The organism is Bradyrhizobium sp. 521_C7_N1_3 (genome assembly GCF_052075975.1).
In the GTDB taxonomy this organism is placed as follows: domain Bacteria; phylum Pseudomonadota; class Alphaproteobacteria; order Rhizobiales; family Xanthobacteraceae; genus Bradyrhizobium; species Bradyrhizobium japonicum.
In genome coordinates this window covers 8,284,260-8,310,898 of the sequence record NZ_CP197232.1, presented here as the reverse complement: position 1 = coordinate 8,310,898, position 26,639 = coordinate 8,284,260, and the positions used below count along the sequence as shown (strand labels likewise).

At 64.9% G+C, this 26,639-nt stretch carries 19 protein-coding genes; 8 read left to right on the top strand and 11 right to left on the bottom strand.

Annotated elements, in window-relative coordinates; all coding sequences use genetic code 11:
• Positions 1-91 precede the first annotated feature (91 nt).
• Positions 92-1,261 (top strand): D(-)-tartrate dehydratase, encoded by a 1,170-nt coding sequence (tarD, locus tag AB7008_RS39100; RefSeq protein ID WP_441260523.1) that lies wholly within the window; start codon positions 92-94, stop codon positions 1,259-1,261.
• Positions 1,262-1,465: 204 nt separating this feature from the next.
• Here tarD and AB7008_RS39095 read toward each other — a convergent pair whose 3' ends face one another.
• The 3 genes from AB7008_RS39095 to AB7008_RS39085 form a co-directional block, all read right to left on the bottom strand.
• Positions 1,466-2,914, bottom strand: a complete 1,449-nt coding sequence (locus AB7008_RS39095) for an MmgE/PrpD family protein (RefSeq protein WP_304491169.1) — start codon at positions 2,912-2,914, stop codon at positions 1,466-1,468.
• 269 nt (positions 2,915-3,183) lie between these two features.
• Positions 3,184-4,536 carry a malonyl-CoA decarboxylase gene (locus AB7008_RS39090; protein WP_028156257.1) on the bottom strand — a complete coding sequence of 451 codons (1,353 nt, stop codon included), beginning with the start codon at positions 4,534-4,536 and terminating at the stop codon, positions 3,184-3,186.
• Between the two features lie 365 nt (positions 4,537-4,901).
• On the bottom strand, positions 4,902-5,702 hold the full coding sequence (locus AB7008_RS39085; RefSeq protein WP_304491168.1) for an AraC family transcriptional regulator: 801 nt from the start codon (positions 5,700-5,702) through the stop codon (positions 4,902-4,904).
• Between the two features lie 62 nt (positions 5,703-5,764).
• Between AB7008_RS39085 and AB7008_RS39080 the strand changes: the two genes are divergently transcribed.
• A complete protein-coding gene (locus AB7008_RS39080; protein WP_441260522.1) occupies positions 5,765-6,937 on the top strand; it encodes an MFS transporter in 1,173 nt (390 codons plus the stop codon).
• A gap of 434 nt (positions 6,938-7,371) precedes the next feature.
• Here the strand turns inward: AB7008_RS39080 and AB7008_RS39075 are convergent, their stop codons facing one another.
• The gene (locus tag AB7008_RS39075; RefSeq protein ID WP_264621430.1) at positions 7,372-10,524 is read right to left on the bottom strand and encodes an efflux RND transporter permease subunit; all 3,153 of its coding nucleotides are present in this window, start codon (positions 10,522-10,524) and stop codon (positions 7,372-7,374) included.
• 13 nt (positions 10,525-10,537) lie between these two features.
• Positions 10,538-11,731 carry an efflux RND transporter periplasmic adaptor subunit gene (locus AB7008_RS39070; protein ID WP_441260521.1) on the bottom strand — a complete coding sequence of 398 codons (1,194 nt, stop codon included), beginning with the start codon at positions 11,729-11,731 and terminating at the stop codon, positions 10,538-10,540.
• 240 nt (positions 11,732-11,971) lie between these two features.
• Between AB7008_RS39070 and AB7008_RS39065 the strand changes: the two genes are divergently transcribed.
• From AB7008_RS39065 to AB7008_RS39050, 4 genes are all read left to right on the top strand, one after another.
• Positions 11,972-12,763, top strand: coding sequence for an ABC transporter substrate-binding protein (locus tag AB7008_RS39065; protein WP_304491164.1), 792 nt, complete (start codon positions 11,972-11,974; stop codon positions 12,761-12,763).
• Positions 12,764-12,776: 13 nt separating this feature from the next.
• Complete coding sequence (locus AB7008_RS39060; RefSeq protein ID WP_304491163.1) at positions 12,777-13,295, top strand: GNAT family N-acetyltransferase; 519 nt, start codon at positions 12,777-12,779, stop codon at positions 13,293-13,295.
• A gap of 214 nt (positions 13,296-13,509) precedes the next feature.
• Positions 13,510-15,255 (top strand): phospholipase C, encoded by a 1,746-nt coding sequence (locus AB7008_RS39055; RefSeq protein ID WP_248879566.1) that lies wholly within the window; start codon positions 13,510-13,512, stop codon positions 15,253-15,255.
• Positions 15,256-15,271: 16 nt separating this feature from the next.
• Positions 15,272-16,615, top strand: coding sequence for a cytochrome-c peroxidase (locus AB7008_RS39050; RefSeq protein WP_304491161.1), 1,344 nt, complete (start codon positions 15,272-15,274; stop codon positions 16,613-16,615).
• On the opposite strand, the gene AB7008_RS39045 is transcribed toward AB7008_RS39050, so the two are convergent.
• The 4 genes from AB7008_RS39045 to AB7008_RS39030 all read right to left on the bottom strand — a co-directional run bounded on the left by AB7008_RS39045 (position 16,612) and on the right by AB7008_RS39030 (position 20,885).
• Positions 16,612-17,595 (bottom strand): NAD-dependent epimerase/dehydratase family protein, encoded by a 984-nt coding sequence (locus AB7008_RS39045; protein ID WP_304491160.1) that lies wholly within the window; start codon positions 17,593-17,595, stop codon positions 16,612-16,614. The two genes, AB7008_RS39050 and AB7008_RS39045, sit on opposite strands and share 4 nt — an antisense overlap.
• A 66-nt stretch (positions 17,596-17,661) precedes the next feature.
• Positions 17,662-18,735 (bottom strand): hypothetical protein, encoded by a 1,074-nt coding sequence (locus AB7008_RS39040; protein WP_248879557.1) that lies wholly within the window; start codon positions 18,733-18,735, stop codon positions 17,662-17,664.
• Positions 18,736-18,837: 102 nt separating this feature from the next.
• Complete coding sequence (locus AB7008_RS39035) at positions 18,838-20,346, bottom strand: flavin-containing monooxygenase (RefSeq protein ID WP_441260520.1); 1,509 nt, start codon at positions 20,344-20,346, stop codon at positions 18,838-18,840.
• Between the two features lie 89 nt (positions 20,347-20,435).
• Positions 20,436-20,885 carry a cupin domain-containing protein gene (locus AB7008_RS39030; RefSeq protein ID WP_028156269.1) on the bottom strand — a complete coding sequence of 150 codons (450 nt, stop codon included), beginning with the start codon at positions 20,883-20,885 and terminating at the stop codon, positions 20,436-20,438.
• Between the two features lie 186 nt (positions 20,886-21,071).
• Here AB7008_RS39030 and AB7008_RS39025 point away from each other — a divergent pair, with 186 nt between their 5' ends.
• Positions 21,072-22,097, top strand: a complete 1,026-nt coding sequence (locus AB7008_RS39025) for an AraC family transcriptional regulator (RefSeq protein ID WP_441260519.1) — start codon at positions 21,072-21,074, stop codon at positions 22,095-22,097.
• A gap of 11 nt (positions 22,098-22,108) precedes the next feature.
• Here the strand turns inward: AB7008_RS39025 and AB7008_RS39020 are convergent, their stop codons facing one another.
• Positions 22,109-23,965 carry an ATP-binding protein gene (locus tag AB7008_RS39020; protein ID WP_441260518.1) on the bottom strand — a complete coding sequence of 619 codons (1,857 nt, stop codon included), beginning with the start codon at positions 23,963-23,965 and terminating at the stop codon, positions 22,109-22,111.
• A gap of 135 nt (positions 23,966-24,100) precedes the next feature.
• Entirely contained in the window at positions 24,101-24,733 is a 633-nt protein-coding gene (locus AB7008_RS39015) for a cupin domain-containing protein (protein ID WP_014492841.1), read from the bottom strand.
• 202 nt (positions 24,734-24,935) lie between these two features.
• Here AB7008_RS39015 and AB7008_RS39010 point away from each other — a divergent pair, with 202 nt between their 5' ends.
• On the top strand, positions 24,936-26,627 hold the full coding sequence (locus AB7008_RS39010) for a peptide ABC transporter substrate-binding protein (RefSeq protein WP_248879548.1): 1,692 nt from the start codon (positions 24,936-24,938) through the stop codon (positions 26,625-26,627).
• The last annotated feature ends 12 nt before the right edge of the window (positions 26,628-26,639 follow it).

Here is a 26,639-nt window from a genome sequence, read left to right as displayed (position 1 = left end):
ATGCGAAGCATCGAACCCGGAATCTCGAGATTCCGGGTTCGGTCCTTCGGACCGCCCCGGAATGACGCCAACAAGCCGAAAGGCCAAGCCCATGTCAGTCCGCATCGTTGACGTCCGCGAGATCACGAAGCCGATCTCTTCGCCGATCCGCAACGCCTATATCGACTTCACCAAGATGACGACCAGCCTCGTCGCCGTCGTCACTGACGTCGTCCGCGACGGCAAGCGCGTCGTCGGCTACGGCTTCAATTCCAACGGCCGCTACGGGCAGGGTGGCCTGATCCGCGAGCGCTTTGCCTCGCGCATCCTGGAGGCCGATCCGAAGTCGCTGCTGAATGCGGCCGGTGACAATCTCGACCCCGACAAGGTCTGGGCCGCGATGATGACCAACGAGAAGCCGGGCGGCCATGGCGAGCGCTCGGTCGCGGTCGGCACCATCGACATGGCGGTTTGGGACGCCGTGGCGAAGATCGCAGGCAAGCCGCTGTTCCGGCTGCTCGCCGAACGGCACGGCGTGACCGCCAATCCGCGCGTCTTCGTCTACGCCGCCGGCGGCTATTATTATCCCGGCAAGGATCTCTCGATGCTGCGCGGCGAGATGCGCGGCTATCTCGATCGCGGCTACAACGTCGTGAAGATGAAGATCGGCGGCGCGTCGATCGAAGACGACCGTACCCGCATCGAGGCGGTGCTGAAGGAGATCGGCAAGGACGCGCAGCTCGCGGTCGATGCCAATGGCCGCTTCGATCTCGAGACCGGCATCGCCTACGCCAAGATGCTGCGGGACTATCCGCTGTTCTGGTACGAGGAAGTCGGCGATCCCCTCGACTACGCGCTGCAGGCCGCACTCGCCGAATTCTATCCGGGCCCGATGGCGACAGGCGAAAACCTGTTCAGCCACCAGGACGCGCGCAACCTCATCCGCTACGGCGGCATGCGCCCGGATCGCGACTGGCTGCAATTCGACTGCGCGCTGTCCTACGGTCTCTGCGAATACCAGCGCACGCTGGAAGTCCTGAAAACCTACGGCTGGTCGCCGAGCCGCTGCATCCCGCACGGCGGCCACCAGATGTCCCTCAACATCGCCGCCGGCCTCGGCCTCGGCGGCAACGAGAGCTATCCCGACCTGTTCCAGCCCTACGGCGGCTTCCCGGACGGTGTGCGCGTCGAGAACGGCCACATCACCATGCCCGACCTGCCGGGCATCGGCTTCGAAGGCAAGTTGGATCTCTACAAGGAAATGAAGGCGCTGGCGGAGTAGGGGGCGCGTGTTGGGGGCGACGGCCGCGCCATTTACTCAGTGTCGTCCCCGCGAACGCGGGGACCCATAACCCCAGGGAGGGGTTATGGCGCGAACTGGTCCCTCCGAGTCTTCGCCAAATCCAATCCTGTGGTTATGGGTCCCGGATCTGCGCTTCGCTTGTCCGGGAAGACGTTTGAGCGTGTAGCTGCGGCAGCGTCGCCGTCACACCCGCTGCAGCAACGGCCGCAGCGTGCGGATGTCCGTCACAGCCTCAATCCCATACACCGCCTTGATCAACTGCTCCGCCTTCTCCGCCCCCACCACCGGCACAATCAGATCGCGCGCCTTGTCGATGACCTCGTCGCGCGTCATCGGGTTGCGCGGGGTGCCGCGCACCGCGGTGACGCGCTCGGAGAGGCGGCTTCCATCAGTGAGCTCGATCTCGACGACGGCGACGCGCACCGGCAATAGTTTGGCCAGCTCCTCGTCGCGCACCAAATTCACCTTGGTGCGCTCCTTCAAAACCGCCACGTCCTGCATGCGCGGCTTGTCGTGTGCGGCGTGGAACGAGGCGGTCTTGTCGAGCAGCATCACGGCGACCATGTGCTGGAGACAGATGTCGGGGATGTCGCGGTTGTCCACGACCTCGGCGACCGACGGCGCGAGGCGCACGGTCACGCGCTTGACCTGATCGGCCTCGAACGCCTGCTTGCTGCGGATCGCATAGATCGCATCGAGCGGGCCCTGGATCGGCGAGCCCACCGTCCATTTCTTGATGTCGGTGCCTGCGATCTCGTAACGCTCGCCAAGCTTCTCCACGAGTTTGCCGGTCGCAGCCTTCGGCGCATAGGCCAGGAAGTAATTGTCTGGCCCTGAGAACACGTCGTCGACGCCGTTCCAGTCCGAACGTACCAGCAGTGCCGACGTCACGCCGTTACGGGCCGGCATGCCGGCGAACACAAATCCTTTCTCGATATGGTCGACGTCGCGCCGCCACACGATGAAGCCGGAGGATTGCTGCGCGGCATAGTCGAGTACCCAGCGCATCCGGCGCGCGTCGAAGCCGGCGACGCTAGCCGCCGCAGCGGAAGCGCAGAACGTGCCGGAAATGCTGTGCGTGCTCAGCACGCTTTCATAGCTGAAATCGGCCCCGCCCATCGCCATCACCACGCGCGTGCCGACGTCATAGCCGAGCGTCACCGCACGCAGAAAATGGGCACCGTCGATTCCGAGGTGTTCGCCGAGCGCAAGTGCCGCGGGCACAGTCGAACTGCCGGGATGCGAGCGCGACGGGCTGTGCGAATCGTCGGTCTCGTCGGCATGCGCCATGACGCCGTTGGCAAGCGCAGCCTCGACTGGCGACGCGGTGAGCGATGTGCCGGCAATGGTGGCCGTTCCCTGCGCGGCATTGGCGCGAATGTAGCGCTGCGCCGCCTGACCGGGCTGCAGCTCCGATCCTGATATCATCGACGCCAGCGTGTCGAGGATGTGGTGCTTTGCGTGTTCGACGACTTCGGGCGGCAGCGCGCGGGTTTTCGCAGCGCTCATGTAGTCGCACAGCACCGTCATTTCTGGCCCGGAGCCAGATCCCTCCGCGAAACTGCGCGCGGGCGAAAGCGAGAGGCTGGTTGCCGCCGCTGCGGTCAGGCCGAGAAAGTCGCGTCGTTTCATGGTGTCCCGTCTTTGGTGCAGGAGTTCGATGAAACGGATAGCGCTTATGACAGGCGCATGTCCAGCCGACGACGCATCCATAATCCCGCTGTTATGCCCCGCGACCCGGCTACGCCAAGGCTTCGCCGGGGTTGCGGTCCAGGGCCGCCGAAGCTTTAGCGTAGGCGGCAGGCGGGGCATCCAGTACGCCGCGGCCCGTCGGCTTAATCACAGCCGTCTCGCCGTACTGGATCGCCCGGTCAAGCCGGGCGACGACACCGATGTTGCAGCTAAGACAACCGCATATCCAGCAGCCGTCGTCCCTCGCCCTTGAGCAGCTTCTTCACCGCGCTCGATGCCACGACCTCGCCGTCATTGGCGTAGGCTTCGTGGTTCTTCTCGATGTCGTCGAGGCGGTAGAGGTAGTTGACCATCACGCCGGCGGACTCGCGGGCGCCTTTCGGCGAGAGGTCGCCGAGCCAGTTGATGCGCTCGAGCCGTGCGCCGTTGCCGAGGTGGAAGCGGGCGACGGAATCGATCAGCTTGCCCTTCGGCGTGCGCGCCTTCAGGAAGTAATAGGCGGCGAGCGGCTCGATCACGGTGCGGAGCAGCGTCGTCGTCTCGGGGTTCTCGAACCATTTGGGATCGTCGAGGCGCTTCAGGATCTCGCGGTCCTCGTCTGACAGCGGCAGGTCCTTGTCCTGCTTCACCCATTGCATGAAGCCCGGCACCGGCGACAGTGTCACGAAGGTGTCGAGTTTTGGCGTCTCGCGGCGCAGCTCTTCGACCACCTGCTTGATCAGGAAGCTGCCGAAGGAGATGCCGCCAAGCCCGCGCTGGGTGTTCGAGATCGAATAGAACACCGCGGTGCGCGCGCGCTCGATCGGCAGATGCTGGCGGTCGACCGCCAGCAGCGGCGCGATCGCACCGGGGATCGTCTCGGTCAGCGCCACCTCGACGAAGATCAGCGGCTCGTCGACCATCGCGGGATGGAAGAAGGCGTAGCAGCGCCGGTCGACCGGATCGATGCGGCGGCGTAGATCGTCCCAGTCGCTGATCTCGTGCACGGCTTCGTAACGGATGATCTTTTCGAGGATGTTGGCCGGGGTCGACCAGTCAATCCGGCGCAGCACGAGAAACCCCCTGTTGAACCACGACGAGAGAAGATGCGAGACGTCGCGATCGAGCGCGGCGAGATCGGTGTGACCGTTCATCATGCCGAGCAGATCGGCGCGCATGTTGACGAGATCGCCGGTGCCGCCCGGCGCGCGGTTGAGGCGGCGGATCAGCTCCTGCCGGCGCGGCTCGGACGCAAAGTGCAGCGAGCTCGCGTCTTCGTCACTTGGCCTGGCGCGCCATTTTTCGATCGCCTTGGACAGGCGTTCGCGATCGGGGCCGAAATCGCGCACCAGGGCTTCGAAGAAGGCGCGGCGTCCTGCCGCATCCAACTCCTGGTAGATGTCGAGCACCTCACGCGCCATGGCAGTGCCCGAAGCTTCGCCACGACCGGACAGCAGCGCGCCGCAGAGCTCGATCAGGCCTTCGGCATCGTGCTTGGTGTCGTCGGAATCCCCGCGGCGCAGCAGCGTGCGGCCGCGATCGGAGATGGTGGCGAGCAGGTCAGAGAAGAAGGCGTTGGCCATCTGGTCTTTTCGATTCCGGTTTGTGCGCTGCGGAAGCTTACACGGGATTTAGGCGGAAGCCGATCACAATCAAGCAGGGGAATTTTGTATCTTTCGTGGTGCCATGCGCCACCAGGAAAGCTGTCATGCCCCGCGAGGGCCGTTGCCACAACCGCCGTCATGCCCCGGCTTGACCGGGGCATCCAGCACGCCGCGGCCTCTCCGCATCAAACCGGCGTTTCTGGAATACTGGTCGCCCGGTCAAGCTGCCGTAGGGTGGGCAAAGGCGCACTTGCGCCGTGCCCACCATGTCTCGACAGCTGCGAAAGAATTGGTGGGCACGCTTCACTTTGCCCACCCTACAGCCTTACGGCTTGGCGGCTGCCTCACCCCTTCCCCGCAAACTCCGTCGGCGTCCGCCCCGTCACCTGACGGAATGCGGCCGAAAACGCCGGCACGCTGGCATAGCCGAGCTGGGTGGCGAGCTGCTTCACGGACACATTGGCGTCCGTCGACAGCCGCTGGATCGCTGCCGCAACCCTTGCGCGCTGGCACCAGCTCTTGAAGCTCAGTTGCGTCTCGGTCGAGAACAGCCGCGACAGCGTGCGCGCGGAGGTTCCGACCTCGCGCGCCAGCGTGTCGATGTCGTGCAGGCCGGTGGGATCGTCGAGCACGATCATCGCGGCGCGCCGGCAGCGCGGTTCGTGCGGCAGCGGTACGAAGGTCGCGGAATCCTCGGCCTGGTGCAATTCCAGCATCACGAGGCGGACCAGCAGCTCGGTGCGTTCCTCGGTGTTGCGGGCGTCGAACAGCGCCAGGATCGCCTGGTTCAGCAGCGGCGATACCCGCACCACGAATTCCTTGGTCAGCCCCTCATAGCGCTGCTCGCGCTTCAGCCAGGACAGATCGAAATACAGCGTGCGCATCTCGATGTCGGCGAGCAGGTCGATGGCATGCTCGAGCCCGGCCGGCACCCAGACGGCGCGGTCCGGCGGCACCAGCCAGCGTCCCCCGGGCGTCGTCACCTGCATCGTGCCCTTGGCCGCATAGATCAGCTGCGCCTCGCGGTGCAGGTGCGGATCGATCCGCATGCCCTTGGGATAGTCGCGCGCGACCAGATGCACGCCCGCTGGCGAGCGATGGTTGCTCCGGACCTCCCTGAGAATTGGCGTTTCCAAGACAGTCATTGGCAGCATCCCGTCATGCCCAGGACATATAACTCATTTCAGAGCAGGAGAGGATTCGGGAAATGAACAGCCCCAGCCGGGTGATCAGTTTCGTCAACGCAGGCCATTTCATCGACCATTATTCGATGCTGATTTTCGCCGCCGCCGTGATCATCATGGGGCCGGCGCTCGGCATGGCCTATTCGGAACTTCTGCCTTACGCGACGCCGGGCTTCGTCGCCTTCGGCGCGGGCTCGCTGCTCACCGGCTGGTTAGGGGATCGCTGGAGCCGCCGCCACATGATGCTGATCTTCTTCGTCGGCATCGGTGCTTCCATGATCTCGGTCGGCTTCGTGCAGACCCCGGCACAGCTCGGCGCGGCGCTGTTCGCGATCGGCATTTTTGCCTCGATCTATCACCCCGTCGGCACCGCGATGATCGTGTCCTATGCCGATCGGCTCGGCCGCGAGATGGGGATCAACGGCGTCTGGGGCAATCTCGGCGTTGCTTCGTCTGCGCTGGTCACCGGCGTGATCGGCCAGTATCTCGGCTGGCGTTCTGCCTTCATCGTGCCCGGTGTCGTCACCATCATGATCGGCATCGGCTTTGCGATGATGGTCGTGCACGAGGACCGCAAGGGCTCGAAGCAGGCGGCAGCGCAAGCGCGCGTGGCGAAGAAAGACATGTGGCGCGTGATCCTGTCGCTGCTGATCGTCGTGATCGCGATCTCGACGACCTTCAATGCCGTGACCGTCGCGCTCCCAAAGCTGTTCGCGGAACGGCTTGCCGACCTGACGAAGAGCCCGGCGCTGCTCGGCGTCATCGCCGCCTGCGTCTACGTGTTCGGCGCGATGACCCAGTACACGATCGGCCGGCTGCTCGACCGCTACTCGCTGAAGACGGTGGCGCTGCCGCTGTCCTTCATGCTGGCGCCGTTCCTTTATCTCGCCGCGAGCCTGTCCAATCTGCCGCTGATCCTGGTCTCGATCGGCATCGTCATGGGTGCGTTTGGGCAGGTCACGGTGAACGATGCCATGGTCGGCAAATACACCAGCGAGGAATGGCGCTCGCGCGCCTATGCGGTGCGCTATTTCATCGGCTTCACTGCCGCGGGCGCCTCCGTCGGCCTGGTCGCCTGGCTCTACGAGCAGGGCGGCTTCGTCACCATGCTGCACGCCTTCGCCGCGCTTTGCCTGCTCGCAATCGCCGCCGCGATCATCCTGCCGCGCGAGATCAGGACGCCGGCGGCGGCGTGAGGCGGCGGTCTCGTGTCCCGGACGCGCTGCAGCGTGCAACGCTGCTGCGCAGAGCCGGGACCCAGAATGCAACACGGCACGCGGAGAGATGGGCCCCGGCTCTGCAGCGCACCGCCGAAGGGGCGCTGCGCTGCGTCCGGAGCACGAGTGTGTGCTGTAAGGCCAACACTCTTTCCACTCGTCATTGTGAGAGCAGCGAAGCAATCCAGAATCTATCCGCGGAGGGACTCTGGATTGCTTCGCTGTGCTCGCAATGACGGGGGATGGACCGGCGCTTCGCCTGACGACTGCCCGACGATGCCATTCTGCCAGTGTTTTGCCCGACGTGTCAAAGCACCGGAACGCTCCAAAAAGCCCAATGCGATCAGCGCCGTTCTACTGTGCATGGGGTTGTTTTCGACTTTTTTGTTCGAGCAGGCTTGCGCGGACGATGCCTAGGTCTTCACCTCCGCCACCGGCTTCGGCGTCTTCTTCGACGAACGCCAGTTCTCGAACCGCTGCACCATCACGAAGAAGGCCGGCACGAACAGCACTGCAAGGCAGGTCGAGGCCAGCATGCCTGAGAACACGGTGATGCCGATCGACTTGCGGGCGCTGGCGCCGGCGCCGGTCGCGATCACCAGCGGCACCACCCCGAGGATGAAGGCGAACGACGTCATCAGGATCGGGCGGAAGCGGGCGCGGGCCGCCTCGATCGCGGATTCCAGCACCGGCTTGCCGTCGCGGCCGTGCAGCTCGAGCCCGACCTCGACGATCAGGATGGCGTTCTTGGCCGACAGCGCGATCAGCAGGATCAGGCCGATCTGGCAATACAGGTTGTTGTCGATCTTCAAGGCGTTGAGGACCAGCATGGGCCCGATCAGCGACAGCGGCACCGCCAGGATTACCGAGATCGGCGCGTACCAGCTCTCGTACTGGCCGGCGAGCACGAGATAGACCAGCAGCATGGCAAGGCCGAACACCCAGTAGATCTGGTTCGAGACGGCCTTCTCCTGATAGGACATCGCGGTCCACTCATAGCCCGTGCCCGGCGGCAGCGTCTTGTCGGCGATCTCCTCCATCAGCTTCAGCGACTGTCCTGACGAATAGCCCTGCGCCGGCAGGCCGACGATGGTCGAGGAAGGGTAGAGGTTGTAGAGGCTGATCAGCGACGGGCCGGTGGCCGGCGTGATCGTGGCGACGGTGCCGATCGGGATCATGTCGCCGTTCGAGTTGCGCACCTGCATGTTGGCGATGTCGCGCTCGGTGACGCGGAACGCCGGATCGGCCTGGGTATAGACCTGGAACACGCGGCCGAACTTGTTGAACTGATTGACGTAGGACGAGCCGAGATAGGTCGACAGCGCCGCGAACACCTGATCGGTGGTGACGTGCAGCGTCTGGGTCTTGATGCGGTCGATCTCGACGTTGAACTGCGGCACCGACGAGCGGAACGAAGACGATACGCGCTGCAGCGCGCTCTGGCTCTGGGCGTTACTGACCATCGCGCCGGTGATGGCCTGGAGCTTTGCGAAATCGCTGTTGCCGTCGCGCAGCTCGATCTGCATCGAGAAGCCGGCCGCGTTGCCGATGCCCTGGATCGGCGGCGGCGGCAACACCAGGGTGCGTGCCTCCATGATGGTCGCGAGCTTGTCGTTCAGCCCGTAGACCAGCGAACGCAGATCCTCGCCGGGCCCTTTGCGCGCCGACCAGTCCTTCAGGATGATGTAGGCGACGCCGGCATTGGCAAGGCTGGCGCTGTTGTCGAGCGCGGAGATGCCGGCGATGGTGATGACCTGCTGGACTCCCGGCGTGTCCTTGATGATATCGGCGGACCTGTCGAGCACCGTCTGGGTTCGTTCCAGCGAAGCGCCGTCGGGCAGTTGCACGGCGGCGATCAGATAGCCCTGGTCCTCGATCGGCAAGAAGCCGGTCGGCACCCGCGACAGGCCGTAGCCGCCGATCCCGATCAGCACCAGTGCGAGTGCGACCGAGATCGTGCTGTTCCTGCACAGCACGCCGATGAGGCGCGTGTAGCCCCGCTCGACCCGGTTATAGACGTTGTTGAAGCCGCGATAGAAGAAATTGCGCTGCTCCGGCGGCACCGCCGGCCGCAGCCAGAGCGCGCATTGCGTCGGCTTCAAGGTCGCCGCGTTGATGGCGGATAGCAGCGCGGTCGCCGCGATCACCAGCGCGAATTGCGAATAGATGCGCCCGGTGAGGCCGGCGAGGAACGAGGCCGGCAGGAACACAGAGATCAGCACCAGAGTGATGCCGACGATCGGCGCGAACAGCTGGTCCATCGCCCTGATCGCGGCGTCGTGGCCGTTCATGCCCTGCTCGATGTTGTGCGCGGCACCTTCGACCACGACGATGGCGTCGTCGACGACGATGCCGATCGCGAGCACGATCGCGAACAGCGTCGACATGTTGATGGTGAAGCCGAGCGCCGCCATCGCCGCGAACGCGCCGATGATGGTGACGGGCACGGTCGTCGCCGGCACCAGCATCGCGCGCCAGTCCTGCAAGAACACCAGGATCACGACCAGCACCAAAAGGCCGGCTTCGATCAGCGTCATGTAGACCTCGTGCACCGAGGCCTCCACGAATTTGGTGGTGTCGAACGGTGTGTCGTATTTGATGCCTTCGGGGAATCGCTTGGCGAGCTCCGCCATCTTCTTCTCGACGGCCTGCTCGACCTGGAGCGCGTTGGCGCCCGGCGACTGGAATACGCCGATGCCGGTGGCGGGCTGCTTGTTGAGCGAGAAGATCTGGCTGTAGGTCTGCGCGCCCAATTCGACCCAGCCGACGTCGCGCACGCGCGTGACGTCGCCGCTGGTGCCGGTCTTGACGATGATGTTCTCGAACTGGGTGGTGTCGTCGAGCCTTCCGTTGACGTTGAGCGTGTACTGGAACGCCTGTCCCGGCGGCGTCGGCGGCGCGCCGACCTGGCCGGCGGAGACCTGCTGGCTCTGCTGCTGGATCGCGTTGATGACGTCCTGCGGCACCAGGTCACGGACCTGCAGCTTGTTGGGATCGAGCCACACCCGCATCGAATACTGGCCGGCGCCGAACACCGTGACGTTGCCGACGCCGGGCAGGCGCGAGAGCTCGTCGCGGATGTTGATGGTGGCGTAGTTGCTCAAGTAAAGGCTGTCGAACGTCTTGTCCGGCGAGGTCAGCGTCACGAACAGCAGGATCGAGGTCGATTTTTTCTGGACGGTGACGCCCTGGTTCTGCACGGAGGTAGGCAGCTGCGACAGCGCGCTGGAGACGCGGTTCTGCACCAGCACCTGCGCGAAGTTGAGGTCGGTGCCGATCTTGAAGGTCACGGTCAGCGTATAGGTGCCGTCGGAGCCGCTGTAGGACTGCATGTAGAGCATGTCCTCGACGCCGTTGACCTGCTGCTCGATCGGCAGCGCGACGGTGTCGATCACGGTCTTGGCGCTGGCGCCGGGATAGCGCGTGGTGACCTGCACCGTCGGCGGCACCACGTCGGGATATTGTGCGACCGCGAGGTTGAACAGCGCGACGCCGCCGATCAGGATCATCAGGAGCGCGATGACGTTCGAGAGGACCGGCCGCTCGATGAAGAATTTTGAGATCATGGCTGGCGACCCCTCACTTGGCCGACGCCTGCGGCTGTTCGATCTTCGTTGCCTGGGGGTCGATCTTCTGACCCGGAATCACCCGCAGCAGTCCCGCGATGACGACGCGGTCGTCCGGCTTCAGGCCACTTTCGATCACGCGCAGGCCGTTGTTGACCTGACCGATCTGCACCTTGCGCTGCTCGACAATGTTGTCGCTATTGACCACCAGGAGATAGCGGCCGCCCTGGTCGCTGCCGAGCGCGGTGTCGGGCACGAGGAGGGCGCTCTTGTCCTGGTCGAAGGGCACCCGGACCCGGACGAAATAGCCGGGCAGCAGCGCCCGCTTGTCGTTGGGCATGAGGCCGCGCACCGCGAGCGTGCCCGTCGATGTATTGAGGGTCGGCGAGATGTAGTCGAGGTGGCCTTCGTGCGGATAGCCGGTCTCGGTCTGGAGGCCCACCTGGACCGGCAACTGTTTGAGGTCGGCCACGGTCAGCCCGCGGCGGATCGCTTCGGCGCGGATGCGCAGGACGTCCTGCTCATTGACCGTGAAGTTCACCCAGATCGGGTCCAGCGCGACGATGGTTGCGAGCTGGGTCGGGGAGGAGACGCCGACGAGCTCGCCGACCGAGACCAGGTGCGCGCTGACGATGCCGTCGAACGGCGCGCTCACCTTGGTGTAGCCGTAATTGACCTCGGCGAGCCTGGTATTGACCTGGGCCTGCAGGAGGCTGGCCTGGGCGTTGTCGCGGTTCGACGTCGAGGTGTCGAGGGTGGACTGCGAGACCGCCTGGCGCTGCACGAGGTCGACCTGGCGCCTGAAATCGGCTTCGGCCTGCTTGAGCGTGGCCTGCGCGCCGACCTCGGCCGCCTGCGCCTGCTCGACCTTGAGCTTGTAGGTCTCCGGCTCGATCAAGAAAAGCTGGGTGCCCTGCTTGACGAAGCTGCCGTCCTGATAGTCGATCGATTGCAGGAAGCCCTGCACGCGCGCCACCAGATCGACGCTCTTGACCGGCGCGGTGGTGCCGGTGGCTTCGACATAGCGCGTGACCGCGCGCTGCACGGGCGCCGCGACGTCCACCTTCGGCGGTGGCGGCGCCACGAACGCGTTCTTGTCCTCGCAGCCGGCGAGTGCCGCCACGGCCGCCGCGGCGACGAGTGCCCGCCCGACCTGTCTCCACGCTCCGTTCCGTTGTGCGAGATCAGCGGGATTCGCGCAGGTCATTCGGTGGCCCCCGATTATTGTCTGTCGGTGTGGCAGGCTACCAACAAATGCCCGGCCGTGGAACACCATAGCCATGGCGGTCACCGGCCTTGTACTGCAAATGGCGCAGTGGCCTTTGACAGGTTTGTCATGGCAAACCGCTTTTCATCGGGTGCATGATCGACCAGAATTGTGTCAAAGGCCGAGTGACGGAAACGAAGCGGTCGAGAAGCAGAGAAGAAAAGGTGAGGAGAACATGACATGCCCGCGTCCCTCCAGGCGGCCCTTGCCGGCCTCGTTTTCGCAGCGGCAGTCGCCATGCCCGCGCTAGCCGATGGCCTGAAGGACGAGATCACGCCGACCGGCAAGCTGCGGGTCGCGATCGCGATCAGCCCGGCGGGCGGCGCGTTCTGGTCGACCAAGACCGAAGCCGGCTATGCCGGCGTGCCGGTCGACCTCGGCAAGGAGATGGCCGCGCAACTCGGCGTGCCCGTCGAATATGTCGTGCACCAGAATTCCGGGCAGATCACCGACGCGGCCGGCAAGGGGACGTGGGACGTCACCTGGCTGCCAAAAGATCCCGAGCGCGAGACCAAGATGATGTTCGGCCCGATCTACGAGGTCGCGGATGCCACCTACATCGTCAAGCCGGGCTCAGCCGTCACCAACTTCGCCGGCCTCGACCAGCCCGGCATCAAGGTCGCGGCCGTCAACGCCACCACGACCATGCGCGGCGCGATAGCGCATCTGAAGAATGCGAAAGTCACGGGCTATCAGACCTATGACGAGATATTCGGCCTCCTGAAGAGCGGCGAGATCGACGCCTTCGCGCTGTCGCGCGACCAGCTCAACAAGATGGCGCAGAAGATCCCTGGCACGAAGGTGCTGGACGAGACCTTCAAGAAAACGGTGACGGCCGTCGCCGTCCCCCTCGGTCATCCTCAGGCGCTGGCGTTCGTCACCAAGTTCATGAACGAGGCGGTGACGAACGGCACCTTGCGCAAGGCCTATGACAACAATGGCCTGAAGGACACGCCGATCCGGGCTGAGTAGCGGCGCCGCCTCCATGGCAAGCGAGATTCGGTTCCGCGCTTTCTTGCCCGTCGATGCAGCCGCCGTGCGCGAGCTGTTCATCCAGGTCAATCGCCTGTTGGCGCCGGCGCATCTGGCGGAGGCGTTTGAAGGATACATCACGCGCTCCCTTGCGGAGGAGATCGATCGTCTCGCCGATTATTATTCGGGTCGGAGCGGCGGTTTCTGGGTCGCCGTCGATGACGATGAAATCGTCGGCATGTTTGGACTGGAGGCCTCTGGCGAACGCGCGATGGAGTTACGGCGCATGTACGTTGCTCCCGGCGCGCGACGCCGGGGGATCGCGCGAAAGATGCTGGCGTTTGCGGAAGAGGAGTGTCGCCGCCGCAATCGTCCAGAATTGCAGCTGAGCACGTCTGAACTTCAGCAGGATGCGCTGACGCTGTATCGAAACGCGGGATACGAGAATGTGCGCGAAGAGATTGCCGATGCCGCCAGCAACAAGACGCTAGGTGGTGGCATTCGTCGCTACCATTTCACCAAGCGGCTCTGACGGCCCCGGGCGCATCACGCAACGATCTGGACGTGATCATTTTTGTCTTCGCTGGTGGAATAAATGGGTGTGACGCGCCCCGGCGAAGCGAAGCGGGCGGCTGTGAAAAATCTTGTCTCGACCACTACGCAAAGTGTCTCGTGCGTCAAACTGACACAGCGCTGTCACCCGCGATGGCTAAGGTCGCAGCGTCAATCCCTCGGGGCACACAACGATGAAATCCAGATTCTTGACGACGGCTGCGATTGTCGCGGCCGCGACGGCACTTGCCTGCACGCTTCCCGTCCTTGCGGACGATTTCGGCCGTGACCGCGATCACGGGCATGATCAAGGTCGCGACAACGATCACGATCACGACCGTGATCATCACCGTCATCCGCATGACATCCACACCGAGACGCCGATCAAGCATCTCGTGGTCATCTTCAACGAGAACCGCTCGTTCGATCATTACTTTGCGACCTATCCGAACGCGGCCAATCCGTCCGGCTCGATCCCCTTCGTGCCGAAGCCGCATACGCCGAAGGTCAACAATCTCGCCAACGCGCATTTGCTGGTGAACAATCCGAACAACAGCGCGGCCAACGGCACCGGCGCGACGGACCCGTTCCGCCTCGACCGCACCCAGGCCAACACGCGCTCGCAGAACCACTCCTACACGCCCGAGCAGCAGGCCGTGGACAACGGCAAGGAAGACCTGTTTCCGAAATTCACCGGCCGCGGCACCGCCGGCGGCGCCGGTGCGTTCGGCACCAACGGTCAGGTCATGGGCTATTTCGACGGCAACACCACCACCGCCTTCTGGAATTACGCCCAGCACTTCGCCATGAGCGACAATGCCTGGACCGACACCTTCGGTCCGTCGACGCAGGGCGCGCTCGCGGTGATTTCCGGCCAGACCAATGGCGCGCAGAACATCGTCGGCACCTCGGCGTCGATCGCCGACGGCCAGGGCGGCCTGACGCTGATCGGCGACACCGACCCGGCCTACGATTCCTGCTCGAGCACGAGCAGCACCGTGCTGATGACAGGCAAGAACATCGGCGACCTGCTCAACGACGAGCGTATCAGCTGGGGCAGCTTCATGGGCGGCTTTGACCTGACGCTCAAGAATGCCAACGGCACCACCGGCTGCGCGCGCACCACGTTCTCCAGCAACGTGAACGGCACGATCGTGGACTACAGCCCGCACCACGCCTGGTTCCAGTACTACAAGTCGACCGCCAACCCGACCCATGCGCGGCCGAGTTCGGTCGATGCGATCGGCCACACCTACGAGAAGGGCGGCAAGACCGTCGATCCGGCCAACCACGCCTACGACCTCGAGGACTTCTACGCCGCCGTGAAGGCCGGCAATTTCCCGGCCGTCTCCTACATCAAGATGTCGGCCTACCAAGACGGTCACGCCGGCAACTCCGATCCGCTCGACGAGCAGGTCGGCAATGTAGAGCTGATCAACTTCCTCCAGAAGCAGCCGGAGTGGCGCGAAACCGCGGTCATCATCACCTATGACGACTCCGACGGCTGGTACGACCACCAGTACGTTGCGCCGAAGACCGCCTCCTACGATCCGACCGCCGATCAGGTCAACGGTCCGGGCCTGTGCGGCCTCGGCCCGCAGAAGCAGCCGGCCCCGAAGGGTCTCTCCGGCAAACCGGTGAACGGCCGCTGCGGTCCGGGCACGCGCATTCCCTTCATCGTGGTCTCGCCCTACGCCAGGACCAACCACGTGAGCAGCACCTACATCTCGCAGGCGTCCGTGGTGCGGTTCATCGAGGATAACTGGCTGCGCGGCCAGCGCATCGGTGGCGGCTCGTTCGATGCCAGCTCCGGCTCGATCATGGACCTGTTCGACTTCGATCAGGATCACAGCCATGACTACCGGACCGACGCGCTGTTCCTCGATCCGACCTCCGGCACGGTGATCACCAGCCCGTCGGACGAGCACCACCACCACTAGTCCAACGGGACGTTTGATGAACTGCCGCACCATGTGGCTTCTCGGCGCCGGCCTGCTTTGTCTGGCCGGCGCCGTCTTTGCGGCCGGGACGCAAGGACTTGCGGAGACGAGCCAACTCGGCGCGAACCCGAATCCGGTTCGCCTCATGCGCCCGCCCGTCACGCCATTGTCCGCGATGGCGCAGCTCGGCAAGGAAATCTTCTACGACGCGTCGCTGTCGTCGTCCGGCGCGCTGTCCTGCGCGTCCTGCCACAGCCCGGATCACGCCTACGGCCCGCCCAACGATGGGCCGGTGATGCTCGGCGGCGCCGCCCTGTCGCGGCAAGGCGCACGCGCGGTGCCGTCGCTGACCTATCTCGATCGCCATCCGAATTTCAGCATCGGCCCCGACAAGGGCGACGACGACAACGTCATCGATCTCGCGCAGATGGCTGCAATAGGCCAGCAGGTCGCGCGTACGACGAAGACAGCCGGCGGCAGCGGCGCATCGGCGAACATCGTGCCGCAAGGCGGCCTGTTCTGGGACGGCCGCGCCGACACGCTCCAGGACCAGGCGTTGTTCCCGCTGCTCGACCCCAACGAGATGGACGGCGGCAGTGTCGAGATCGTCGCGGACAAGTTACGCCGTGCGCCTTACGCTAATCGCTTCGTCGAGCTGTTCGGCGCCGGTGTGCTCAGAAACCAGCGGCTCCTGATCGCGGAGGCGATGTTCGCGGTGGCGCGCTACCAGGTGGAGGAAGTCAGCTTCCATCCCTACACCAGCAAGTACGATTACTGGCTCGAGGGCAAAGCGCGACTGTCCGAAAGCGAGCTGCGCGGTCTGCAGATGTTCAACGACCCTGACAAGGCCAATTGCGCCGGCTGTCACACCTCGGCGCCGACCCGCGACGGCCTGCCGCCGCTGTTCACCGATCACCAATACGAGGCGCTCGGCGCGCCGCGCAATGCCGCGCTCGCCGGCAATCGCGATCCCAACCATTTCGATCTCGGCGTCTGCGGCCCGCAGCGCACCGACATTCCCGAACAGACGCAATATTGCGGCATGTTCCTGACGCCGACGCTACGCAACACAGCGACGCGTCACGCCTTCTTCCACAATGGCGTCTTCAGCACCCTCCAGCAGGTGATGGACTTCTATAACTTCCGCGACACCAATCCGGAAAAAGTGTTTCCGCGCGCCGCCGACGGCACCGTGAAAAAATACGACGATCTGCCGCCAAAATATCACGCCAATGTGGATGTCACCGATCCGCCCTTCGATCGCCACCCCGGTGACAAGCCGGCGATGACCGAGCAGGACGAGGCCGATATCATCGCGTTCCTGAAGACGCTGACGGACGGCTACAAGGTGGAGAACTAGCTCGCCTTGCCGGCGTGCCACGCGGCGAGCACGGCCTTCTCTTCATCCTCGGTCAGTCCGACGACAGGTCCGTTGGTGCCGCGGAGCCAGGCGCGCGTATCGCGCGCGGTGACCGCGGGCGGCCGCGAGGTCAGCCCGGCCTCGCGCGCCGGCGAGGTGTCGCGCGTCATGAAGCCGGCGAAGTCGGGCAGGGGCAGCCACATCGGCAGCGACCGGGGGCCGGCCCAGCGCCGGACGTCGTGCGCTTCAAGGAAGGTGCGATCGATCCAGGTGAATTTGCAGGACGGGTTCAGCGCGGATGCGCACTCGGCCAGAACTTCGCCGCGCGTGCGAACCGGTCCGATCCCGTCATAGATGCCCTTAAGGCCAATCTCCGCCGCATGCACGATCCACTGCGCCAGATCGCGCACGTCGATGAACTGGACGGCATCAGCAGGCGTTCCTGGCGCCAGCACCTCACCGCCGCGGACAAGCCGCGCCGGCCAGTACGAGAACCGTCCCGTCGGATCCTCCGGTCCGACGATCAGGCCGGCCCGGCAGATGAAGGCGTCGTTGCCGACAGCCTGCTCGCAGGCGACCTTGGCGGCGCCGTAGATCGCGTCCGTGCTCTGCTCAATCTCCATCGCCGCGGGCTCGCGCAGCGGCGCGGTGTCGGCGCGTTGTCCCGGTATGCTATTGTCCGCGTACACACTGACCGTGGAGACGAAGGTCCAGTGCACGCCGGGCCGCTTCAGCGCTGCGACCGCGCGGCGGACCTGGCCGGGATGACGCGAGACATCAACCACTGCATCGAACGTCGCGCCCGCAAGCGGCGCAAGGCCGTCTGTGGTGTCGCGGTCGATCCGCACGAGACGCGCGCCTGCCGTGATCGGCCCGGCGAGGCCACGCGCTGCGCAAGTCACGTCGTGGCCGGCCGCGCAGGCGTGGGCGGCGATCGCCCGCCCCAGAAACTGGCTGCCGCCGAGGATGAGCAGGCGCATGAAACTGCCTTTGCTGTTGATGAGATCGAGAGCCTACAATTTCCGGTAGCGGTTGCAACCGGTGCCTCAGCGCGGCTTGATCTCCGCGTATTTCGCCATCGCGCGATCGAACTTGCGGTTGAACAGCCACATCGCAGCGAGGATCTCGCGGAAGCTGGCCGAGGTCCGCGCCCGGTCGGCCTGTCCGAACGCGAAGATGCTGTTGTTGCGCAGGTGCTTCATGATCGTTGGACTGGACACCCTGTAGTTCAGGACATCGCCTGACTTGAGCGCGGACCGCGTCGGGGTCGGCACGATCTGGATCAGCTCGAACAGCTTCATCTGGTCGATCGGATCGGGAAGCGTCTTCACGATTCCCGGAATCTCCCGGAAGACCTCCGCATGCGCGTTCATCAGGCCGTCGCGCACGTTGGTCCAGTGGTTGAAGCGATAGTCCGTGCCGCGGGCGCGTGCCTCTTCCTTGTCGTCGCGCGCGCTCAGCTCCGGATCGGCTGCCGCGATGTCTCCCTTGATCGCCTCCCATTTCCTGCGGCCGTTGCGGTCCTCGGACGGGCCGGTCTGGAAGCTGCCCATATAGGTGTTCGAGCGCCCGTTGCGGACATTCTGCTTGCCGTTGGTTTCGGCGAAGAACAGGCCGAGGCTGATCCGGCCCGCAGCTTCGGCGTGAGCCGGTGCAAGCCCCTTGGCGCGCGCGATCGCTGTGGCGAGATCGACGACGTCCTTGAACGGCGTCGCCGAGTTCTGCGCGCCCGCGGGCGGCGCCTCCATGACGTCGAACAGCCTTGAATATTCGTCGATCAGCGGCTCGATGTCGGCGTCGAAATAGGCCGGTGGTATCTCGAACTTGTTGGGCTTGCCGATCCGCGACGGCATCGCGTCGGTGAGATCCTTGTAAGAACTGATGACAGCGACGCGTGCCAGATAGAGCGCCTGTCCCGGCAGGTTCGGCAGCGGCTCCTTCGCCTCGATCTGCCGGCGCCGCTCGGCAAGGATGGATTTGAAATCGCCGAGCGCGCGATTGTAGGTGGCAAGCGCCTCCGATTGCTTCGCGTTAAGCGTTTGTGCCTGGCTGACTGTGAACGTCGTGAGAATCAGCCCAAGCACCGCCAGGGCTATGGCGGCGTGACATCGTCGTCCCATGGCCGGTTCCCATGTGCCGGAGATTCGTCGGTCACGGGATCGTAAACATCAAACGCGCGGACTGGCGAGTTGCAAATCACGCTCGACCCGGGTTCTCCGACCTTACGTTGTGGCCCGGTACTCCGGCGCCGAGGCCAGGAATTTCGCATAGGCATCCGCATCCGGCGGCTGGAAGTGTCCGGCGAGCCCGCCGCGCTTCTGGTTCTTGGCGCCGATATCGGCCATGAGCTCGTCGAAATGGCGGTAGTGATAGGGCGCGACGCAGAGGCCGCCATAGACGCCGGCAGCCGGCCGCTCGACGCGCTTGAAGTGCAACATCATCTCGACATTGTCGCGCATCGCTTGCGCCGTCGGCTGGTTCGCGAGCTGTCCATCGGCGTAGCGCACCAGCCAGTTCGCCGCGAGGTCGGCACAGAGCACGGTGCAGAACGAGGAGTTGAAGCCGACGAAGCCCATCTCCGGCAGATCAGGGTTGGCGATCAGGCGGTAGAGCCGGTACTGCCCATCCGCATCGACGAGCTTCTGCCGATAGGCCGCGGGCAGGAACGGCACGCCGAGCTTGTAGCCGATCGCGAGCACGGCGACGTCAGCGGCGATGCGTTCGCCACCGCTCATCACGATGCTGTCGCCTTCATAGTGATCGAAGCTGCCGAACACCGCCTTGATGCGGCCGTCGGCGACCATCGGGTAGAAGCCCGGCGTTGCGATCGGCACCGAGCAGTTGACGCCGTCCTCGATCCGCTCCTTCGGCACCATCTTGCAGCGGTTCAGCTTGAGCTGCGCCTTCAGCAGGCTCTCCAGCCCGCGCCAGTTTGCCCAGATCAGCGGCGCGGCTACGCGGTGCGCGATCCGTGCCATGGAGCTCGCGCCCCAGCCCGGAAACATCTCCTCCTGCGCGCGGATGTAGAGGATGCGCTTGAAGTTCACGAGCCCGCCGATGAAATAGGGGATGCGCCACACCGGCTCGCGCATCACGATGGTGACCTCGCGCGCGCCCGATTTCACCGCGTTCACCGCGATGTCGGTCGCGGACTTCGAGCCGCCGAGCACGACGACGCGTCGCCCTTTCGCCAGTGTCGGATCGCCGTATGTCGACGAATGCAGGATCTGCCCGCCCTGCGCCAGAAAACCGTCCTCGCCCGGGCATTGCAGCTCGCGCGGCTCGTTGAACTGCCCGGTGCAGACCGCGACGAAGTCGAAATCTTCGTTCGTCGTGCCGTCCTTGTTCGACAGCGCGAGCGTCCAGCCCGGCTTGCCGTCGGCGCGCCGCGCCATTTCCGCGACGGCGGTGTTGAGGCGTAGCATGCGGTCGAGACCGAAGCTCTTCGCATAATCGGCGAGATAGGCATGGACCTGCGGCCCGGTCGGCCATTCCGGATAGGTGTCCGGCATGGCGCGATCGGTGTAGCGGTAGAGCTCCTTCGGGCTCTGGGTCTGCACCTCGGGATAGGAGCGCGCAGGCTCCCAGACGCCGCCGAGATCGGCACTGCGCTCGACGATGGTGACGCGGTGGCCGTGGCTGGAGAACGCCTTTGCGGCGGCGAGGCCGGAGACGCCGGCGCCGATCACGCAGACATGCTTGGGACTGACCATGGGATTCCTCGCAATCAATGTGTTTCGGGCGCAAGCGACCACGCTCGGCCGCGATGCGCGGCCGGCGGACCCGCAAACAGATGAAACTGGACGAGAAGGCGCGCCGCCTAGTCGTTGGCCTCGGGCGGCAGGAAGTCGACCTCGTGCAGCGCCGAGATGCGCACGACTTCGGCGGGGTCGGTCAGATTGTGGAGCTGGTTGAACAGCGCCTCCAGCTTCTGCATCGGCGAGACCCAGAACAGCGCGCGGCACGGCTTGTCGGACTTGTTGAAATAGCCGTGCGGGATGCCGCGCGGCATGCGCACGAGATCCCCGGCATGGGCCTTGACCCATTGGCCGTCGAGCTTGAGGTCGAGCGTGCCTTCCTGCACCAGGATGAACTCGTCCTGGGTCGGATGGATGTGCACCGGCACGAACTGGCCGGGCTCGCTGTTGGTCTCGAACGCGAAGGTGGAATCGGTGACGGCCTTGGGGAAATAGACCTGGCCGAGGATGTTCCAGCTCTTGCCGCCATAGCCCGTGCCGTTTGTGGTAATGCCCTTTTCGAGTGCAGTCATGGCTCGCTCCTCATGGATTCCGGCGAGGATGGAGCTTCGACCCGTCGACGGTCGGTGTCTATCCGCTAAACGAATCCGGACGCGGCTGTTGCCGTGCAGCATGATGATTTTGCGACGCGGCCCTTTCCGCGTTCGAGGAACCATTATAGGCTTAAAGCAATTCCGTGACGCGAAGCGTGGTCGACGATGTCCGCAGCCGTGCTCGAAATGACCGCAAGAACGTCTGCAGCCGAACGGCTTGCGGACTTCGCCCGCGTCACCACGGACGATGTCGACGAAGCGGCAGAGCAGATCGGACGCATCTTCTGCCCGCACGATCTCAAGCCGGTACGTCCGCGCGGACCGGGCTTCTCCGCCCGGCACAATTGCGCGGCGTTCGACGGCTTCTCCATCAACTATGTCGCCTATGGCGGGTCGGTGAGCATCGATCCCGGCTGCCTCGAGCGCTTCTTCCTGGTGCAGGTCCCGCTCACCGGCACCGCCCGCATTCGTGCCGGCGTCGGCGAAATCGATGCCGCGCCGGGCCGGACGGCGTCGCTGCTGTCGCCGACCATCCCGACCCGGATGATGTGGAACGACTGTGCGCAGGCGATCCTGCTGCTCGACCGTCGCATGGTCGAGCAACGCGCTGCGGCGCTGTCGGGCAGGGCGGCCGGCCCGGTCGAGTTTGATGCCGCGATCGACCTCGACGCACCGGCGGGGCAGGCCTTGCAGACCAGCGTCGCCGAGCTGATGCGGCTCGCCGAGCGTCTCGGGCCGTCCGGCAGACTTTCACCGGTCGCAATGGCCGATTGGCGCGAGGTGCTGCTCGATCATCTCCTCAATGGCCAGCGCCATGGCCTTTCGGATGCCATCAGGAGGTTCTCGGGGCAAGCCGAGCGTCTGCCGCGTGCACTGCGCGCCGCGCGGGACCATCTTGCGGAAAATGCCGGTGAGCCGCTCGATCTCGCGCAGCTCGCCTGCGCGTCCGGGATCGGTGTCCGCGCGCTCCAGCTCGGCTTCCGCCGCCACTTCGGCGTATCGATCTCGGAGATGCTGCTCGACATGCGCCTCGCTGCTCTGCACGCCCGACTCGCGCAGGCTTCGCCGGATGTCTCCATCACCGAGATCGCCTTTGATCTCGGCTTCACCCATCTCGGCCGCATGGCGGGTGCCTACCGTGAAAAATTCGGCGAGACGCCGTCGGCAACGCTGCGGCGAAGGATGAGCTAGGCGGCAGACATCTATTTTCGCGATCGCGTCGTGCCGCTGTCTTCGGCCGCCTGCCTCCGCAAAAAGCCCTCGACATCAGCCTGCACCGAATACGGCGTCGGGATCGGATCGCCCGCGGCGTCGACGGCGGTGTCGAGGGAGCGGCGCAGCATGCGCGCGAGCTCGGCCTTTCGGTACGGCTTTGCCAGAAGCGGCGCGCCCATGGTGGCGCGTCCCTGCGCGTGCAGCGAATCGTAGGCGTAACCCGACGTGAACAGCACCCGCAGCGAGGGCCGCGCAGCCACCATCTGTTCGGCGAGCTCGCGTCCGTTGACGCCGCCGGCCATCACGATGTCGGTGAAGAGCAGATCGAACGGCGTGCCTTCGGCCACGAGGGCGAGCGCTTGGGTCGCGTTGGCGGCGGAGATGACCTTGTAGCCGAGGCTTTCGAGCTGGACGGTGACATATCGGCGAACGTCGCGGTCGTCCTCGACGCAAAGGATGGTTTCCGTGCCGCCCACGACCTTGCGCTCGTCATAGCCGGCGGGACGGAGCGTGCTGGTCTCGGCCTTCGGCAGGTAGATCGTGAAAATCGTGCCGCGGCCTTCCTCGGACGTGACCTTGATGCCGCCGCCGGACTGCTTGACGAAGCCGAACACCATGCTGAGACCGAGCCCGGTGCCCTTGCCGACATCCTTCGTCGAGAAGAACGGATCGAAGATGCGTTCGAGAATGGCTTGCGGGATGCCCGTGCCGGTATCGGCGATCTCGATCTCGACATAGTCGCCGGCATAGCCGGCGCCCACCGCGACGGCCTCGCGCACGCCGAACACCACGTTGCGCGTCGTCAGCGTGAGCTTGCCACCATTCAGCATCGCGTCGCGTGCGTTGATCGCGAGGTTGAGCAGCGCCGCGCTCAGTTGGCCGCGGTCGGCGAAAGCCAGCCAGACGTTGCGGTCAAGCCTGGACACGATCTCGATCGTCTTGTCGAAGGTCGCCAGCAGCAGCTTTGCGACCTCTTCCAGCAGCTCGTTGACGTCGATCTCGGCCGGCTGCAGCGCCTGCTTGCGGGCAAAGGACAACAGGCTCGACGTCAGCGCGGCGCCGCGATCGGCCGCTTCACTGATCAGCTTGGTGATGGTCGCAAGCGGCGGGTCGTCCTTCACGGCGTCGGCGAGGATCTCGATCGTCCCCGTGATCACGGTGAGCATGTTGTTGAATTCGTGCGCGATGCCGCCGGTGAGCTGGCCGACCGCCTCCATCTTCTGGGCCTGGATCAGCTGCTCCTCGGCGGCGCGCTTCTGGGTGACGTCCTTGACGAAATTGTTGATGATGGTGCGCCCGCCGAGCTGGAGCGCCGTGCTCGACGCCTCGATCAGGATCTGGTCGCCGTTCCGGTGCAGCAGCGTCGCTTCGAACCGGATGCCGATCGGCGTATCCGACAGTTCCGGCAAAAGCCGCATCATGCGTTGCCTGAAGCCGTCGCGGAGCGGCTCGGCGATGAGGAGGTTGACGACGTGGGCGCCGAGCGCCTCCTTGCGCGTCCATCCGGTGAGGGCCTCGGCCTGGACGCTCCACTCCAGGACGATGCCGTTCGCATCGGTCTGAACGAAGGCGTCGAGCGCGGTCTTGATGACGGCCTGGGTCATCTGTGCGCCGGCCTGGGCCTGCTCGGCCAGTTGCGCGGCGGTGCGCTTGTCCTGCGCCGTTTCGATCGCGCGCGTGCAGAACCGCGCGAGCAGGACCGCGACGGCGCCGCTTGCCAGCAAAGCTGCGACCTGGGCAATGCCGAACCAGGTTCCGGTCGCGGCATGGGAGGCGAGGAGCGCCGCGGCGGTCACGACGACCTGCGCGGCCATCGCGAGTGTCAGAAGCGGTCTGAGTTTCATGGTCTCACACCAGCGACGTCAATCGCGGGACCCTCGCGTTCGCGCTGTATATTGCTCCGGCTTCACGTCAGCTACAGACTCTGCGGGCCTGCGTCGAGGGGCAATTTCCGGTGGAGCGCCGGCGTTCCTCGCGCTTCAACCTGCCGGCGAATCGGTCTGGCGCAGCGTCGTGACCCAGATCACACGCGCGGCCTGCTGGGTCGGGTTGTCGAACATGTGCGGCACGATGCTCGGAAAGCGGAAACTGTCGCCGGCCTCGAGCAGATGAGCCTGGTTGTCGAGCCATAGCCGCAGGCTGCCGGAGAGGATGTAACCGGCCTTCTCGCCGGTGTGCTGCAAGAAGTCGGTGCCGGACGAAGCGCCGGGGTTGAGCGTCAGCTCATAGAGTTCGAGCTGGCCCTTGTCTGCCGGCGTCAGCGCTTCCTTGACGACGCCGCTGGCGGTGAGCCGCAGCAGGCGCCGGCTGTTCTTGCGCACGATGTAGCGCTGCACATCGGCGGGATCGCTGGTCTCGAAGAAGTAGGAGATGGGCACGTCGAGCGCGATGCTGAGCAGGCGCAGGGTCCGTATCGACGGCATGGCGCGCGCGCGTTCGAGCTGGCTGATCATGCCGTTGGAGAGCCCGGTCTTGGTGGCGACGTCCTGGATCGAGAGGCCGGCGCGCTGCCGCAGCAGCCGCACGGTTTCGCCGAGCCGCTGGTCGACCGCATCGTCAGCCTCGATCGCCGGGGCGTCCTTCGGGCCGTTGGTCTCGCCGCGACCATCCATGTCGCTCTCCCATGCTTGCCTCGCCGCCGGAATGGCCGGTGGTGTGAAAAGGTCGCGCATCCTAGCAATGTGATTGACAGCTGTATTTAGTCATGATGAACTTTTGACTGAAAAATTTAGAAGCACTAAAGCCCACTCCTGTCCCTTTGCCGGGTCTCGGGGGCGCGGGAGACGGTGCCGTGTGCGGGAACGGAGACTGGTCATGGCAGACAGCACCGGCAAGTTCGGCGTTGGCGGACTGCATCATCTCGGCATTCCGAATCGCCGACAATTCTTCCAGCTCGGCGCGGGCGCCGCGGCGGGATGGAGCCTTGCAGGCAACGCCTTTGCGCAGACCGAACGCCCGACCAATCCGCCGGACAAGCCGCGCGGGCAGGTGATCGCGGCGCTGTCGCAGGAGCCGACCGTCTTTCATCCGCTGATGCCGGGGATCGAGGTCGATCAAGGCATCTGGTGGCAGGTGTTTTCGCCGCTCTGGTTCATCGAACCCGACGGCAAGTTCGTCGCTGATCTCGCGCGCGAAGTCCCGACCGTCGAGAATGGCGGCCTGTCGGCCGATGGCCTGACCTGGAAGATCAAGCTGCGCAGCGACGTGAAATGGCACGACGGCACGCCGTTCACGGCCGAGGACGTCAAGTTCTCGCTGGACCTGATCAACAATCCCGACTTCCGCGTCCGCAACCGCGTCGGCCACAACCTCGTCAAGGACATCAAGGTCGTCGCGCCCGACGAGATCCACTGGCGGATGGAGGCTCCCTATTCGCCCTACATGTCGATCCTGTCGCTCACCTTCATCGTGCCAAAGCACATCCTGGAGAAGCTGTCGGATCCGAACGCCTCGCCGTTCCACAATGCGCCTGTCGGCACCGGGCCGTTCCGCTGGGGCGAGCGCGTGCCCGGCGACCATATTCAATTGAATGCCCACGCCGGTTACCACGGCAAGGGACCTTACGTCGAACGCGTGGTCTTCAAATACATTCCGGATCTTACCGTCCTCTACACCCAGTTCCGCACGGGGCAGGTCGACTACACCGGCCTGCAAGGCATCTTGCCGAACTTCGTGCAGGAGGCGAAGACGCTGAAGGGCCGCAAGATCTTCGTCTCCGCGACCTCGTCGGTGGAGCACGTCGCGCCCAACCTCGAATTCGGTCCCTTCGCCGATCGCGCCGTGCGCGAGGCGCTCTATCTTGCCATCAACAAGCAGGCGATCATCGATGCGCTGAACTACGGCCTGCCGACGCAGACCGAGAGCTTCGTGCCGCAACAGGCCTGGTCGTTCCAGCAGGGCCTGCCGCAGCACAAATACGATCCGGCCAAGGCCAACGCGCTGCTCGACGCGGCCGGTTGGACCCGCGGCTCCGGCGGCATCCGCGAGAAGGGTGGGGTCAAGCTCGAATTCACCAACTCGACCACGTCGGGCAATGCGGTGCGCGAGCAGACCCAGCAGCTTCTGATCCAGGACTGGCGCGCGATCGGCGCGGCGATGCGGGTCAACAACATGCCGGCCGCCGTGATCTGGGGTGATTTCTGGCAGCAGTCGAAATTCAATTCGGTGCTGGTGTCCGTGAACTTCATGCTCGGCAGCGACCCCGACGTGACGCCGCGCTTCGGCTCCGGCGCTATCCCCGCCAAGGGCGGCCGTGGCTACAACACCTATCAGTACAGGAGCCCGGAGGCCGATCGTCTGCTTGCCGAGGGCGCCAAGCAGTTCGATCTCGCCCAGCGCAAGACGACCTACGGCGATCTGCAAAAGCTGATCCGCAACGACCTAGCCATCCTGCCGCTGTTCCAGGGTTTTATCGCCGAGGGCGTGAAGGAGGGGCTGCAAGGCTTCCGCCCCAACATCAACACCTCCATCAACTGCTGGAACATCCGCGAATGGTACTGGGCCTGATGCCTCAGGCTC